Here is a 13,761-nt window from a genome sequence, read left to right as displayed (position 1 = left end):
AGCCGGCCGCGATCTACGGAGGGTTTCTGATGAGGATATGCCGCTTCACGCCGCATGGCTGGCCGGACGCCGAGGTGCGGGCCGGGGCCGCGGTCGGAGCGCTCGACGCGCCGGTCGTCGTCGACCTCGCCGCGCTCCTCGCCTCGGAGATCGTCGCCGACGGCGGCGAGGCCGGCCGCGCCGCGGAACTCGCCCGCGCCACCTTCCCGGGCAGCACGGTCGCCCTGCTCGGCTCCGGCGGACGCGCGCTGAGCGAGGCGGAGCGGCTCCTCGGCGCGCTCGGCGATCCTGGGACGGCCCGGCAGGAGAGCGGCCCGCTCGGCCCGCACGCCTACTCGCGCGACGCGGTACGCCTGCTCGCCCCCGTCGACCGGCCGCCGGCGCTGCGTGACTTCTTCGCCTTCGAGGACCACATGGTCAACGCCCTGCGCAACCTCGGCCGGGAGGTTCCCCAGGCGTGGTACGAGGCGCCCTCCCACTACGTCACCCGCAGCGCCTCGGTCTTCGGCCCGGACGAGCCCGGCCAGTGGCCCGCCTACACCGAGAAGCTCGACTACGAGCTGGAGTTCGCGATCGTCATCGGCAGGCGCGGCAGGGACATCCCGCCCGAGCGGGCCTGGGACCACATCGCCGGGCTCACCATCTTCAACGACCTGTCGTGCCGCGACGTCCAGCGCCGCGAGATGGGCACCGCGGTCGGCCCGGCCAAGACCAAGGGCTTCGACCGGGGCTGCGCCACCGGGCCGTACCTCGTCACCGCCGACGAGATCCCCCGCCCGTTCGCGGCGGGCATGCGGGCCTTCGTCAACGGCGAGCTGTGGTCGCAGGGCTCCGCCGGTTCGATCCACTGGACCATCGAGCAGATCGTGGCGCACGCCTCGGCGGGGGAGACGCTGCTGCCCGGCGACATGCTCGGCTCCGGCACGGTCGGCACCGGCGCCGGGATCGAGATCGACCGCTGGATCGCGCCGGGCGATGTGATCCGGCTGGAGATCGACGGGCTCGGCGCGCTGGAGACCCGCGTGGAGCGCGCGGGGGAGGCCTGATGCGGCCGGCCATCCTGCGCGAGCGGGACGTGCCGATCCCGCTCCCGGACGGCGTCGTGCTCCGCGCCGACGTGTACCGCGACCCGGCGGCGGGACCGCGGCCGGTGCTGCTGCAGTACACCGCGTACGACAAGTCGAACTGGGCCAGCGTCTACGGGGTGATCGGCCCCGAGCGGGCGGTCGACCACGGCTTCGCCGTCGTGGTGGTGGACGCGCGCGGCCGGTTCCGCTCCGGCGGCGACGAGCCGTTCCGCCCGTTCGCCGGCGCCGGCGAGGACGCCGCCGCCTGCGTCGCGTGGGCCGCCGCGCAGCCGTGGTCGAGCGGCGCGGTCGGCATGTACGGGGCGTCGAACAACGGCGTCCCGCAATGGCAGGCGCTGCGGCATCGGCCGGAGGCGCTGCGGGCGATCGTGCCGCACTTCACCGCGCCCGCGTACGACAGCGGCTGGGTCTGGCGCGGCGGCGTGTTCCAGCTCGGCTTCAACCTGTGGTGGAGCCTGGCGAACCTGGCCCCCGACCAGCTCCGCCGCGCGATCGCCAGGGACGGCGCCGCCGCGCACGAGGACACGGCGCAGGCGCTCGCCCACGCCCTGCGTGACCCCGACGCCGCCTTCCGCGCCTTGCCGCTGACCGGCACGCCCGCCCTGGACGGCATCGCCCCGCACTACCGCGAGTGGCTCACCTGCCCGCCCGGCGACCCGTACTGGCAGGCGCTCGACGCCGGCGACGCCCTGGCCGGCACCGATCCGCCCGTGCTGCACGTCGCCGGCTGGTACAACGTGCACCTCGACGGCAACCTCGCCGCGTACGAGAGGATCAAGGCCGCGGGCGGCCCGGCGGCCGAGCGGCAGCGCCTGATCATCGGCCCGTGGACGCAGTGGGCGCCCGCCCTGTTCGGCGACTCCTGCGGCCCCGAACGGCGCTTCCCCGCCACGATCGACATGGAGGGGCTGCAGCTCGCCTGGTTCGCCCAGCACCTGGCCGACGGCCCCGGGCCCGAGCTGCCGCCGGTGCGGGTGTTCGTGATGGGCGTGGACGAGTGGCGCGACGAGCAGGAGTGGCCGCCCGCCCGCGCCCGCGCCACCCCGTGGTACCTGCACAGCGGGGGAGCCGCCAACACCCGCCACGGGGACGGCCGCCTGACCCCCGCACCTCCCGACGGCTCGCAGCCGCCCGACACGTTCCGGTACGACCCGCGCGACCCGGTGCCCACCCGCGGCGGCGCGACCTACCTGCCGAACCCGGCCGCGAACTCCGGACCGATGGACCAGAGCGCGATCGAGGACCGCGACGACGTGCTCGTCTACAGCAGCGACCCGCTGACCGGCCCGGTCGAGGTCATCGGGCCCGTGCACGCCGTGCTGCACCTGATCACCGGCGCGCCCGCCACGGACGTGACGGCGAAGCTCGTCGACGTCCACCCCGACGGCCGCGCGTTCCTGCTCTGCGACGGCATCCGGCGGGTGACCGCGGCGGAGGTCGCCGCCGCCGGATCCGGCCCGGTCCGCGTCGAGGTCGACCTGATCGCCACCGGCAACGTGTTCCTGCCGGGCCACCGGATCAGGCTGGAGATCTCCAGCAGCTCGTTCCCCAAGTACGACCGCCACCCCGGCACTCCGGACGGCACCGCGGCCACGCCGGAGGATCTGCGCCCGGCGGTGCAGACCGTCGTCCACGACGCGCGCCACCCGTCGGCGCTCGTCCTGCCCGTCGTCCCCTGATCCGGCCGGTAACGCCGCCGGTAACGGTCATGGGACGAGGACTTTCGACGCCCGGTGCGCGCCTTTGCCGCCTATCCGCCGGTCTGCCCGGTGAACAGGGCGCTGATCGGGGCGGGCTCGTGCCGCGTGGCGTCCCCGCCGAAGAGGTCCGCGCGGAAGCGCGCGCTCGTCTCCGGCGACCAGTCGTCCGGCTGCCGGGCCGTCCGCACCGGCGACCACGGGCGCATCCGCTGCACGGTGTCCCCGGCCACGACGAAGACCTGGCCCGTCACGTCCTCCCCGGCCGGGCCGGCGAGCCAGCAGACCAGCGCCGCGACGCGTTCGGGCGGCAGCGCGCCGGCGCCGCCGGGCAGCGTGCCGAACGCGGCCTCGCTCATCGGGGTGCGGGCCCGGGGCGCGATCGCGTTGACGCAGACCCCGTAGCGGGACAGCTCGGCGGACAGGGACAGGGTCAGCGCGGCGAGTCCGGCCTTCGCCGCCGCGTAGTTGCTCTGCCCGGCGTTGCCGTAGAGCCCGGACTCGCTGCTGGTGTTGATGATCCGCCGGCCCGCACCGGCGGGGTGCGCCCGCCAGTGCCTGGCCAGCGCCCGGCACAGCCGGAAGGGCGCCGTCAGGTTGACGGCGAGGACCGCGTCCCAGTCGGCGTCGTCCAGATTGAAGACCATCCGGTCACGGACGATGCCCGCGTTGTTGACCAGCACCGAGACCGGCACCCCGAAACCTTCGGCGGCGGCCACGAGGTCGTCGGCCGCCCCCGGTTCGGTGATGTCGCCTCGCCAGGAGAGGGCCGTGCCGCCCGCGTCGCGGATCTCGTCCACCACCGGCCCGGCGTCGGCCTGGTCGGCGCACAGCACCGCCGCGCCGAGCCGCGCGAGCGCGCGCGCCTCGGCCGCGCCGATGCCCTGCGCGGCCCCGGTGACGACGCAGGCGCGGCCCGTCAGGTCGAGCTCGCCGTACGGGCCGGGTGAAATCGTCATGCCATTCTCCATGCCGGTCGACCGGAAATTCTGGGGCCGATTATAGGCGTATTCGAATGGCTGAATATATTTCTGTGAGTTATTTCACCTGATAAGCGGCGGGCCGGGCGAGAATACGCTCCGCTTTATTTGTCGTGCGTTCAATCGCCTAGGTAATTCAGCTCGCGGCGCGGTCGCCGATGGGGCGGCGGCGCAGGGCGTGGTCGGTCAGGGGCGGAGGGTTCCAGAGGGCGATCGGGTGGTAGACGTTGGTGCCGGGCGGGACGAGCTCGTCGATCCGGTCGAGCGCGGCGTCGTCGAGCGCCAGCGAGGCCCCCTTCAGCAGGCTCTGCAACTGGTCCATCGTGCGCGGGCCGATGATGACCGAGGTGACCGCCGGGTGCGCGGTGACGAAGGCGACGGCCAGCTCCGGCAGGGTGGTGCCCAGCTCGTCCGCCAGCTTCACCAGCTCCTCGACGACGTCCAGCTTGGCCGCGTTGACCGGGATGGACGGGTCGAACCGTTCCGGCGCGCGGGCGGCGCGGCCCTGCGACAGGTCCATCTCCTGCCCCTTGCGGTAGCGGCCGGTCAGGAACCCCCAGCCCAGCGGGCTGTAGGTGAGCACACCCAGGCCGAGCCGCTGCGCCGTGGGCAGGACGTCGCCCTCGATGCCGCGGGCCAGGATGTTGTACGGCGGCTGCTCGGTGCGGAACCTGTACAGGCCGCGCTGCCGGGCCACATGGTAGGCCTCGACCGTCTCGTGCGCCGGGAAGGCCGAGCTGCCGAAGGCCCGGATCTTGCCCTGTCTCACCAGGTCGGTCAGCGCGGCGAGGGTCTCCTCGATGTCGGTGCGATGGTCGGGACGGTGGATCTGGTAAAGGTCGATCCAGTCGGTCTGCAGCCGCTTGAGGCTCGCCTCGACCTCGCGGATGATCCAACGCCGGGAGTTGCCGCCCCGGTTGGGCCCCTCTCCCATCGGGAAGTGCACCTTCGTCGCCAGCACCACCTCGTCCCGCCGGCCACGCAGCGCCTTGCCCACGATCTCCTCCGACTCGCCCGCCGAGTACATGTCGGCGGTGTCGACGAAGTTGATGCCGTGGTCGAGGGCGGTGTGGATGATGCGGATGCTGTCGTCGTGGTCGGGGTTGCCGGCCGAGCCGAACATCATGGTGCCGAGGCAGTGGGTGCTGACCTCGATGCCGGTGCCGCCGAGGATGCGATATCTCATGTCTCGCAACCGTAGGAGCTAGAGCCGACTCCAGGTCAAGCCCGGCGGCCGGGTCAGGCGTTCGCGGCGCGGCGCAGGCGCAGCGCGGAGATGATCCCGCTGTCCGGCAGGTCGCCCTCGGGCGCCGGTGCGGTCACGAGGGCAGGCAGGCCCCCGCCTTCCGCACCTGATCCGGCGGAGGGGGGTCGACGAGCACCTCGGCGCCCCAGCCGGTGAAGTCGGCCTCGATCACCGAGTCCCCGTCCTCGGGGCCGGTGAGGGTGAGGTGCGCCCGGAGGGGCAGCCGGTCCGGCCCGACCCACACCTTCCAGGACACCCGGGTCAGGCGGTACCGCTCGTTCAGCTGCGCGGCGATCACGGGATCGGTGATCGACGCCGGGTCGCCGAACTCCCTCTGCGGGCCGCTCCCGGTGTGCACGACGGTGGGGACTCCGCCGATGGCGTCCCCGGGCGTGGGAGCCGGGGCCGTCAGCTTCCTCAGCACCTCGGGTGAGACGAGCTCGTGGACGCCGAACGAGCCGACGGCCCGCGCCGCCCGCCCGCACGCGGGGTCGTCGCTGTGCAGCCAGGCCTGGCCGGCCCGGTGGAGGTAGGCGCCGGAGCCGGCGATCGTGATCCTCCTGGTCGTCATGTCGGACAGGTCCGTCGGGACGACGTGTTCCAGCTCCTCGGGCACCTCGGTCCGGTGGTAGGTCGTGGTCAGGTCGGACGCGGTCGCGCCGACGACTCCCGTGGTGCGGCTCTCGTCGTACTCGCCGAAGGTGATCTTCCCCCACCGTGGGCCGGCCGGACGAGCACGGCGACCCGCACCCCGGCGGCGCCCTGCATCCGCCGGCTCACCGCCTCGGCGGTGGTCCCCGCCGTGGCCGCGCCGCCGTCTCCGCAGCCGGTCATCAGGGCTGCCACCAGGACGATCGCCGCGATCTTCGGTGAGGACACCCGGTGATCATAAAGGTTGCCGGACGTCTGTAACGTAACGCCGTAACGCCTTAAGTTACGCCGTCGTTTCTGGCAACCTTCGTGAAAGTTTCACCGGGAGTCGGCGGGCCGGATGCTCTCGTACGGGGCGAAATTCCAGGTGGGGAAGCATTTCGGCAAGAGGGCCACAGCGGGGCCGGATGGGCGGCTCATTGACGGGTGACCGGGCCACTGGATGTACTCCGTGACGACGCGTTCGAAGGCATCAGCGCACCGTGCGATGTTAACGCTAACAATGCTGTTCGAGCCGGATGAATCGGAGGACACCGTGAAAGTGAGACCCCGGGCCGTCATGGCGGCGGTGGCCGCCTTGCTGGCGAGCCTGTTCGTCGCCGTTCAACCCGCCGACGCGGCCACCGTCGACCCCAACGCCTGGTACGTCCTGGTCAACCGCAACAGCGGCAAGGCGCTGGACGTCTACAACCTGTCCACGGCCGACGGCGGCCGCATCACCCAGTGGACCAGGAACGACCAGAACCAGCAGCAGTGGCAGTTCGTCGACTCCGGCGGCGGCTACTACCGCATCAAGTCGCGCCACTCCGGCAAGGTCCTGGACGTCTACAACTGGTCGACCGGCAACGGCGGCGCCATCGTCCAGTGGGCCGACCACAACGGCGCCAACCAGCAGTGGCGGCTGGCCGACAGCTCCGACGGCCACGTGCGGTTCATCTCGCGCCACAGCAACAAGGCCCTGGAGGTGCAGGGCGCCTCCACCGCCGACGGCGCGAACATCGTCCAGTACGACGACTGGGGCGGCGCCAACCAGCAGTGGCGGCTCGTCCAGGTCGGCGGCGACCAGAACCCCGGTCCGTGCAGCCTGCCGTCGACGTACCGTTGGACCTCGACCGGCCCGCTGGCGAACCCGAAGTCGGGCTGGGTCTCGCTCAAGGACTTCACCGTCGCCCCCTACAACGGCAGGCACCTCGTGTACGCCACGACGCACGACACGGGGACCAGGTGGGGCTCGATGAACTTCAGCCTGTTCAGCAACTGGTCGGAGATGGCCTCGGCCAGCCAGAACACCATGTCCAGCTCCACGGTCGCGCCCACGCTGTTCTACTTCGCGCCGAGGAACATCTGGGTGCTCGCCTACCAGTGGGGCGGGACCGCCTTCTCCTACCGCACCTCCAACGACCCCACCAACCCGAACGGCTGGTCGTCGGAGCAGGTGCTCTTCTCCGGCAGCATCTCCGGCTCCGGCACCGGGCCCATCGACCAGGCGCTCATCGGTGACGACACGAACATGTACCTGTTCTTCGCCGGGGACAACGGCCGGATCTACCGGGCCAGCATGCCCATCGGGAACTTCCCGGGCAGCTTCGGCAACACCTCGACCATCATCATGAGCGACTCGACGAACAACCTGTTCGAGGCCGTCCAGGTCTACAAGCTGCAGGGCCAGAACCGGTACCTCATGATCGTCGAGGCGATCGGCTCGCAGGGCCGCTACTTCCGCTCGTTCACGGCCACCAGCCTGAACGGCTCCTGGACCCCGCAGGCCACCAGCGAGGGCAACCCCTTCGCCGGCAAGGCCAACAGCGGCGCCACCTGGACCAACGACATCAGCCACGGCGAGCTGCTGCGGACCAGCGCCGACCAGACCATGACCGTCGACCCCTGCAACCTGCAACTGCTCTACCAGGGACGCAACCCCAACTCGGGCGGCGACTACGGTCTCCTGCCCTATCGGCCGGGCCTGCTGACCCTGCAGAACTGACCCGGCACGACAAGACGGCGGCGGGTCCGGTACGAGGCCGGGCCCGCCGCGCCGTGGCTACACTGCGGCCATGACCGCGGAGTCATCCCCCCTCACCATCGCCCAGCTGGCCGAGCTGGCCGGCGTCTCCACGGCGACCGTCTCCAAGGTCGTGAACGGCCGGTCCGAGGTGTCGTCCGAGACCCGCGCCGCCGTCGAGGAGCTGATCCGCCGGCACGGCTACCGGCGGCAACGCCGCCGCTCCACGCCGACGGCGCTGGTGGAGCTGGTCTTCCACGCGCTGGAGGGCGACTATCCGGTCGAGATCACCAAGGGCGTGGCCCGGGTCGCGCGTGCGCACGAGCTCACGGTGGCGATCTCCGACCTGAGCCGCGAGCACACCGCCCCCGGCGCCTGGCTGGAGGGGGTGATGCGACGCCGGCCGAGCGGGGTGATCGCGGTGTTCTCCGGCCTGACCGAGACCCAGCACGAGCTGCTCGCCCGCCGCGAGGTCCCGCTGGTCCTGCTGGATCCGGCCGATCCGCCGAGGAGCATCCCCTCGGTCAGCGCCGGCAACTGGAACGGCGGGCTCACCGCCACCCGCCATCTCATGGAGCTCGGGCACCGCCGCATCGCCATCATCACCGGCCCCGACTCCGCGCTGTCCAGCCGGGCCCGCCTCGACGGCTACCGCACCGCCCTGGACATGGCCGGCGTGCCGGTGGACCCGGAGCTGGTCGGCCGGGGGGACTTCCTCATCGAAGGCGGCCTGGCCGCGGCCTCCCGCCTGTTGCGCCTGCCCGACCGGCCGACCGCCATCTTCGCCACGAACGACGGCCAGGCCATCGGGGTCTACCACGCGGCCCGTGAGCTCGGTCTGCGGATCCCGGACGATCTCAGCGTCGTCGGCTTCGACGACCTGCCCTCGATCCGGTGGGCCATCCCGCCGCTGACCACCATCCGCCAGCCTCTCCCGGAGATGGCCGCCGCGGCCACCTCCATGCTGCTCACGCTGGCCCAGGGAGACGAGTTGCCGCAGAGCCGGGTCGAACTCGCCACCGAGCTCGTCGTACGGGAGAGCACCGCGCCTCCCGCGAGCCCGTCTCCCTGAGCCGGAGCGCGAGCCGCCTACCGGGCGTCGCTTCTGGCGAACGCCTTCATCTCACCGCCGTGCACGGCCAGGGCGTAGATGATGAGGACGTCGATGGCGATGACGATCGCCGACCAGACCGGGTAGGCGGGCAGCCAGGCGAAGTTGACGAGCGCCTGGAGGGCGGCGAGGCAGATGCCGACCACCCGCCCCCAGGTCTTGCCCGCCAGCACGGCGGCGCCGGCCAGGAGGACGACCACACCCATGACCAGGTGCAGCCAGCCCCAGAAGGTGTAGTTGACGGGTACCGCCAGGCCTTCCGCGGTGACGACGTAGAAGTCCGTGTTGAAGATCCCCACCAGGCCCATGAACGCCTGGAAGCATCCCACGATCATCATCCCGACGCCCGCGAGCATCACCCAGCCGACCCAGCCGGTGGGCTGGGTCCTCGCCGCCGCCGTCGGCTGTGATGGCGCCGCCGGCGATTCCTGACGCGCTTGAGGAGGCACCTGGTCCCGGGTGGCTTCCTGCGGTCGCGCGTAACGCGGATTGCTCATGGCTTGCTCCCTCCGCACGACAGGTGCGAGTGGTCCGCGTTCGCGGGCGCCCGCCCTGCGCGCTGAGTTCGTGTGCCGACTGCCGGAATTCGTCGGCAGGGGGCACCTTCACCCTCAGATTAAGCTCGCCGCCTGCCCCCGACCTTCGGCTTTCTTCGTCGATTCTCCCAAGGAGGTCTAAATAGGGTCTTCGGCCCAAAGAGCTTTGCTTTTCCGTGGCGATCGGCGGGCCAAGAAAAGGGGACCAACAACAACGGCCCGAGCGGCTGTGCCGGGGTCCGGGGCCATCACCGAAGGAAGAAGCCCATGAGCATCTCATCGTCATCGCCTATCCCGACGTCGCCATCGACCCCACAGTGGCTGGCCGACATGCGGCGGCAGAATCTGATCACGGTGGCGGACGAGGCCATTGTCGAACGGCGCGCCGACGGCAAGATCAAGCTGCGTCGGGCCACCGACCTGACCGGTGCGGGCGCGGCGGGCGGCGCGCTGTGGGGCGGCCTGATCGGGATGCTGTTCTTCATGCCGCTCCTCGGGATGGCGCTGGGCGCCGGCGCCCGCTGACGGCGCCGGCGTCCGCGTTCCGCCCACAGCCGGTCCGTCGTCTCGGGGAGCCGTCATGGGAGAAGCGCCCGATCCGGCCCGGCCGCCGGCCGGCCGCGTCTACAAGGACTACACCGGCGCCGTCTACGGGTCGCTGCTCGCCGCCTCCGTCGTGGTCGGCGCCGGTTCGCTCGGCAGGTTCCCGCGGCTGGAAATGATCATCCTGCTCGTGAGCACCGGGCTCGTGTTCTGGGCCGCCCACGTGTACGCCCGGCTGTTCGGCGCCCGTACGGTCTTCCGGACCATCAGCCGGTCCGAGGTGTTCAGGGCCTGCGCTGAGGAGTGGCCGATCGTCAAGGCGGCCGGTCCGCCGGCCGTGGCCGTCGCCGTCGGCCCCCTGCTGGGGCTCGGGGGGCAGGGCACCGTCTGGCTGGCGCTCGCGGTCGCCGTGGCCGGCCAGGTCGGCTGGGCGGCCACGGCCGCGGTCCGGATCGGCGCGTCCACCCGGATGGTGGTCGTCACGAGCCTGATCAACCTGCTCCTCGGGCTGGTGATCGTGGCGCTGAAGGCCGTGCTCCACCACTGACCGTTCCCATGTCGATATCCAGGTGAGGTGACTGTGCGTAGCGAGGGCTCGTCGCGGGGGATGCTGGCGCCGCTCGCCCTCGCCCAGTTCATCTGCAGCTTCGCGGGCTCGAACCTCAACGTGATGATCAACGACATCAGCCGCGACCTGGACACGACGGTGCAGGGCGTGCAGGGCACGATCACCCTGTTTCTGCTGATCATGGCGGTGCTCATGATCCCCTGCAGCAAGCTGACCGACCGCTGGGGACGCAAGCGGTGCTTCTTGGCAGGCCTGACCCTGTACGGGGCCGGCGCCCTGATCAGCGCCTGCTCGCCCGGCCTCGCGGTGCTGATCCTCGGCAACTCGATCCTCGAAGGGGTGGGGACCGCGCTGCTGATCCCGCCGATCTACATCCTGGCCACACTGGCCTACGACGACCTGGCGTCGCGGGCCCGGGCCTTCGGCCTCATCAGCGGGCTGGGCGGCGTCGGGGCGGCGGCGGGGCCGCTGATCGGCGGGTTCATCGCCACGGCGATCAGCTGGCGGGCGGCGTTCGTGTTCCAGGCGCTGGTCGTCGCGTTGATCGTCTTTCTCAGCAGGCGGCTGGCCGACCCCCTGCCACCGGATCCGGAGCGCCCGCTCGACCTCGGCGGGGCGGCGCTGTCGGCGGTCGGCATGTTCTTCCTCGTGTGCGGGATCCTGCTGAGCGACGACGACGCGGTCCTGATGGCGGTGTTCCTCGCCGTCGGGGCCATCCTGCTGACCTGGTTCTTCCTGCACATCCGGGCCAGGGAGCGCGCCGGGCGCGATCCGCTGCTGTCGACGGGGCTGTTCCGGAACCGCACCTCCAACCTGGGCCTCGTCACCCAGAACATGCAGTGGCTGGTCCTCATGGGCACGTCGTTCGTCGTCTCCGTCTTCCTCCAGACCGTACGCGGCTACAACGCGATCGAGACCGGCGTGATCTTCACCGGGGCGACCGCGGGCGTCCTCGTCGCGTCGCTGGCCGCGGGGCGGCTCGCCAGGAAGCACACGCAGAAGGCGCTCATCGCGGCCGGGTTCGCCCTCACCGTGGCGGGGATCGTCGTCCTGCTCGTCCTGGTCGGGCAGTCGTCGAGAGTCATCGCCTTCGGGCCGGGACTGCTGCTGATCGGCCTGGGCGTGGGCGTGATGCTGACCCCGTCGGTCAACGTCGTGCAGTCGAGCTTCCCCGAGGACCTGCAGGGCGAGATCTCCGGGCTGTCGCGCAGCGTCTCCAATCTCGGCTCGTCGTTCGGCACCGCCATCGTCGGCACCATCCTCGTCTCCAGGGCGGCGGAGGGGGACACGGCCTACGCGTTCGCCATGGTCGCTCTAGCGATCTTCGCGCTGGTCGGCCTCGCCGCCGCCGTCGCTCTTCCCTCGGGTACGAGACAGCCCGGCTCGCCGTGACCGGGGGTCACACCATCGTGGCGGCCCGCCCGGTCTGGGCCCGGTCCAGGTGCTCGTCGAGCGCCATGGCCGCGGCGATGAGCGCCAGGTGCGTGAACGCCTGCGGGAAGTTGCCGAGCTGCTCACCCGACGGGCCGATCTCCTCGGCGAACAGGCCCACGTGGTTGGCGTAGGTGAGCATCTTGTCGAAGGCGTAGCGGGCCTGCTGCAGCCGTCCGGCGCGGGCCAGGGCCTCGACGTAGAGGAAGCTGCAGAGGTTGAAGGTCCCCTCGCTGCCGCGCAGCCCGTCAGGGGACGCCTCCGGGTCGTAGCGGTAGACGAGGCTGTCGCTGACCAGTTCCCGGTCCATCGCGTCCAGGGTGCTGAGCCAGATCGGGTCCCGCGGAGACAGGAAGCCGACGCGGGGCATGAGCAGGAGCGAGGCGTCGAGCACGTCGGTGTCGTAGTGCTGGACGAAGGCCTGACGGCGCGGGTTCCAGCCGCGGTCGACGATCTGGTCGAAGACGGCGTCCCGGACGCTCGTCCAGCGGGCGAGGTCGGCCGGCCGCGAGTAGGCGGTGGCCATCCGGACGCCGCGGTCGAAGGCGACCCAGGTCATCAGGCGGCTGTAGGTGAAGTCCTGGCGTCCGCCCCGGGTCTCCCAGATGCCCTCGTCGGGGCGGTCCCACGTGTCGGCCAGCCAGTCCAGGAGGCCGGCGAGGGCCCGCCAGCCGCGGATCCCGCCGACCTCCCTGGTCTGGGCCAGCGCTTCGGCGGCCTCACCGTAGATGTCGAGCTGGAGCTGGTCGGCGGCCGCGTTCCCGGCCCGTACCGGCGCGGACTTCTGGTAGCCCTCCAGGTGGTCCAGGACCTCCTCGGTCAGGTACGGGTCGCCGTCGATCCGGTACATGATCTGCAGAGGCTCGCCGGACGTGCCGCCGCCGGCTTCCAGGCGGTCGCGCAGCCACGTGCGGAAGGCCTGGGCCTCCTCGGCGAAGCCGAGGTCGATCAGGGCACGGACGGACAGGGACGCGTCGCGGATCCACGTGTAGCGGTAGTCCCAGTTGCGCTCGCCGCCGATCTGCTCCGGCAGGCCCATGGTGAGGGCGGCGATCGGCGCGCCGGTGGGCGCGTAGGTGAGCAGCTTGAGGGTGATGGCCGAGCGGTTGACCATGTCCTGCCAGCGGCCGCGGTACCGGGAGGCGCGCAGCCAGTCGTGCCAGAAGGCGACGCAGGATTCGAGGCTCACGCGCACCGCGGCCATGGTCAGGGGCGGCTCGGCGGTCTCTTCGGCGCCGGTGGTGCTGGTCAGGGCGACGAAGGCGGTCTCCCCGGCGTTGAGCGTGAAGTCGGCGCGCAGGTCCTCGCCCTCCGGGCGGAGCGGGAAGGACGAGGTGACCCGCAGGTCCGTGCCCGGGCCGTGGAAGAGGGCCGAGCCGTCGTCGGAAAGGGTCAGCGTGTGCGGCGCCCGCCCGTAGTCGAAGCGGGGCCGGCAGACGAAGGAGAACGGCAGGCTGCCGCGGACCACGCGGACCGCGCGCACCAGGCGGTGCCGGCCGGACGGGGTGGGGGAGGTGTCCGGCTCCATGAAGTCGGCGACCTCCCCGACGCCGCCGGGCGCCATGTAACGGGTGACGAGGACCGCGGTGTCCGGCAGGTAGAGCTGCCGCGAGGTCACCGCCGCGACCTGGCCGGCGTCGGCGGCGAGCCGGCAGTGGCCGCCGCGCCGGCTGTCGAGGAGAGAGGCGAAGAGGCTGGGTGAGTCGAACCGGGGCGTGCACCACCAGTCGACGGTCCCGGCCCCCGAGACGAGTGCGGCGGTCTGCAGGTCTCCGATCATGCCGTGGTCCGCGATCTGCGGGTAGCCGTCCATGGATCCCCCCGTCGTCAGCCGGGTGTGTGTGCCGGGCTCCGGGCGTGCCGGGTGACCGGCTGCCGAGGGGACGGAGCAGTTTTCCTCCAGGCTAC

Annotated in this window: 12 protein-coding genes and 1 pseudogene; 7 read left to right on the top strand and 6 right to left on the bottom strand. The window is 71.7% G+C overall.

Annotated features, from left to right (window positions below):
* Window positions 1-29: 29 nt before the first annotated feature.
* The gene (locus ACGFI7_RS37090) at window positions 30-1,046 is read left to right on the top strand and encodes a fumarylacetoacetate hydrolase family protein (RefSeq protein WP_393413112.1); all 1,017 of its coding nucleotides are present in this window, start codon (window positions 30-32) and stop codon (window positions 1,044-1,046) included.
* Window positions 1,046-2,767 carry a CocE/NonD family hydrolase gene (locus ACGFI7_RS37085; protein WP_393413110.1) on the top strand — a complete coding sequence of 574 codons (1,722 nt, stop codon included), beginning with the start codon at window positions 1,046-1,048 and terminating at the stop codon, window positions 2,765-2,767. The genes ACGFI7_RS37090 and ACGFI7_RS37085 overlap by 1 nt, the downstream gene beginning before the upstream one ends.
* 71 nt (window positions 2,768-2,838) lie before the next feature.
* Here ACGFI7_RS37085 and ACGFI7_RS37080 read toward each other — a convergent pair whose 3' ends face one another.
* The 4 genes from ACGFI7_RS37080 to ACGFI7_RS37065 all read right to left on the bottom strand — a co-directional run bounded on the left by ACGFI7_RS37080 (window position 2,839) and on the right by ACGFI7_RS37065 (window position 5,890).
* A complete protein-coding gene (locus ACGFI7_RS37080; protein ID WP_393413108.1) occupies window positions 2,839-3,744 on the bottom strand; it encodes an SDR family NAD(P)-dependent oxidoreductase in 906 nt (301 codons plus the stop codon).
* A gap of 157 nt (window positions 3,745-3,901) precedes the next feature.
* Complete coding sequence (locus ACGFI7_RS37075; protein WP_393413106.1) at window positions 3,902-4,951, bottom strand: aldo/keto reductase; 1,050 nt, start codon at window positions 4,949-4,951, stop codon at window positions 3,902-3,904.
* A gap of 133 nt (window positions 4,952-5,084) precedes the next feature.
* Window positions 5,085-5,627, bottom strand: coding sequence for a hypothetical protein (locus ACGFI7_RS37070; RefSeq protein WP_393413104.1), 543 nt, complete (start codon window positions 5,625-5,627; stop codon window positions 5,085-5,087).
* A 23-nt stretch (window positions 5,628-5,650) separates the two neighbouring features.
* Window positions 5,651-5,890, bottom strand: coding sequence for a hypothetical protein (locus tag ACGFI7_RS37065; protein ID WP_393413102.1), 240 nt, complete (start codon window positions 5,888-5,890; stop codon window positions 5,651-5,653).
* Window positions 5,891-6,221: 331 nt separating this feature from the next.
* Here ACGFI7_RS37065 and ACGFI7_RS37060 point away from each other — a divergent pair, with 331 nt between their 5' ends.
* Both ACGFI7_RS37060 and ACGFI7_RS37055 read left to right on the top strand, forming a co-directional pair.
* Complete coding sequence (locus tag ACGFI7_RS37060; protein WP_393413422.1) at window positions 6,222-7,646, top strand: non-reducing end alpha-L-arabinofuranosidase family hydrolase; 1,425 nt, start codon at window positions 6,222-6,224, stop codon at window positions 7,644-7,646.
* A 70-nt stretch (window positions 7,647-7,716) separates the two neighbouring features.
* Window positions 7,717-8,736 (top strand): LacI family DNA-binding transcriptional regulator, encoded by a 1,020-nt coding sequence (locus tag ACGFI7_RS37055; protein ID WP_393413100.1) that lies wholly within the window; start codon window positions 7,717-7,719, stop codon window positions 8,734-8,736.
* A gap of 17 nt (window positions 8,737-8,753) precedes the next feature.
* On the opposite strand, the gene ACGFI7_RS37050 is transcribed toward ACGFI7_RS37055, so the two are convergent.
* On the bottom strand, window positions 8,754-9,272 hold the full coding sequence (locus tag ACGFI7_RS37050) for a hypothetical protein (protein WP_393413098.1): 519 nt from the start codon (window positions 9,270-9,272) through the stop codon (window positions 8,754-8,756).
* Window positions 9,273-9,728: 456 nt separating this feature from the next.
* Between ACGFI7_RS37050 and ACGFI7_RS37045 the strand changes: the two are divergent.
* From ACGFI7_RS37045 to ACGFI7_RS37035, 3 genes and pseudogenes are all read left to right on the top strand, one after another.
* Window positions 9,729-9,830, top strand: a pseudogene (locus ACGFI7_RS37045) (DUF1269 domain-containing protein); the annotation flags it as partial.
* A 61-nt stretch (window positions 9,831-9,891) separates the two neighbouring features.
* Entirely contained in the window at window positions 9,892-10,401 is a 510-nt protein-coding gene (locus ACGFI7_RS37040) for a hypothetical protein (RefSeq protein ID WP_393413096.1), read from the top strand.
* 27 nt (window positions 10,402-10,428) lie between these two features.
* Window positions 10,429-11,814, top strand: coding sequence for an MFS transporter (locus ACGFI7_RS37035; protein WP_393413094.1), 1,386 nt, complete (start codon window positions 10,429-10,431; stop codon window positions 11,812-11,814).
* Between the two features lie 7 nt (window positions 11,815-11,821).
* Here the strand turns inward: ACGFI7_RS37035 and ACGFI7_RS37030 are convergent, their stop codons facing one another.
* A complete protein-coding gene (locus ACGFI7_RS37030) occupies window positions 11,822-13,666 on the bottom strand; it encodes a glycoside hydrolase family 15 protein (protein WP_393413092.1) in 1,845 nt (614 codons plus the stop codon).
* Between the last annotated feature and the right edge of the window lie 95 nt (window positions 13,667-13,761).

Origin of the sequence: Nonomuraea sp. NPDC048826, assembly GCF_043198225.1 — a bacterium.
Classification (GTDB): Bacteria; Actinomycetota; Actinomycetes; order Streptosporangiales; family Streptosporangiaceae; genus Nonomuraea.
Note: the sequence above shows the minus strand (reverse complement) of the source record. Positions and strands in the feature narration are given on the sequence as shown.

What these genes read in the sequence shown, in the direction of transcription:
- ACGFI7_RS37040 (WP_393413096.1), top strand. Translation starts at nt 9,892, where the DNA reads ATGGGAGAAGCGCCCGATCCGGCCCGGCCGCCGGCCGGCCGCGTCTAC.
- ACGFI7_RS37050 (WP_393413098.1), bottom strand. Translation starts at nt 9,272, where the DNA reads ATGAGCAATCCGCGTTACGCGCGACCGCAGGAAGCCACCCGGGACCAG.
- ACGFI7_RS37055 (WP_393413100.1), top strand. Translation starts at nt 7,717, where the DNA reads ATGACCGCGGAGTCATCCCCCCTCACCATCGCCCAGCTGGCCGAGCTG.
- ACGFI7_RS37030 (WP_393413092.1), bottom strand. Translation starts at nt 13,666, where the DNA reads ATGGACGGCTACCCGCAGATCGCGGACCACGGCATGATCGGAGACCTG.
- ACGFI7_RS37090 (WP_393413112.1), top strand. Translation starts at nt 30, where the DNA reads ATGAGGATATGCCGCTTCACGCCGCATGGCTGGCCGGACGCCGAGGTG.
- ACGFI7_RS37085 (WP_393413110.1), top strand. Translation starts at nt 1,046, where the DNA reads ATGCGGCCGGCCATCCTGCGCGAGCGGGACGTGCCGATCCCGCTCCCG.
- ACGFI7_RS37075 (WP_393413106.1), bottom strand. Translation starts at nt 4,951, where the DNA reads ATGAGATATCGCATCCTCGGCGGCACCGGCATCGAGGTCAGCACCCAC.
- ACGFI7_RS37060 (WP_393413422.1), top strand. Translation starts at nt 6,222, where the DNA reads ATGGCGGCGGTGGCCGCCTTGCTGGCGAGCCTGTTCGTCGCCGTTCAA.
- ACGFI7_RS37080 (WP_393413108.1), bottom strand. Translation starts at nt 3,744, where the DNA reads ATGACGATTTCACCCGGCCCGTACGGCGAGCTCGACCTGACGGGCCGC.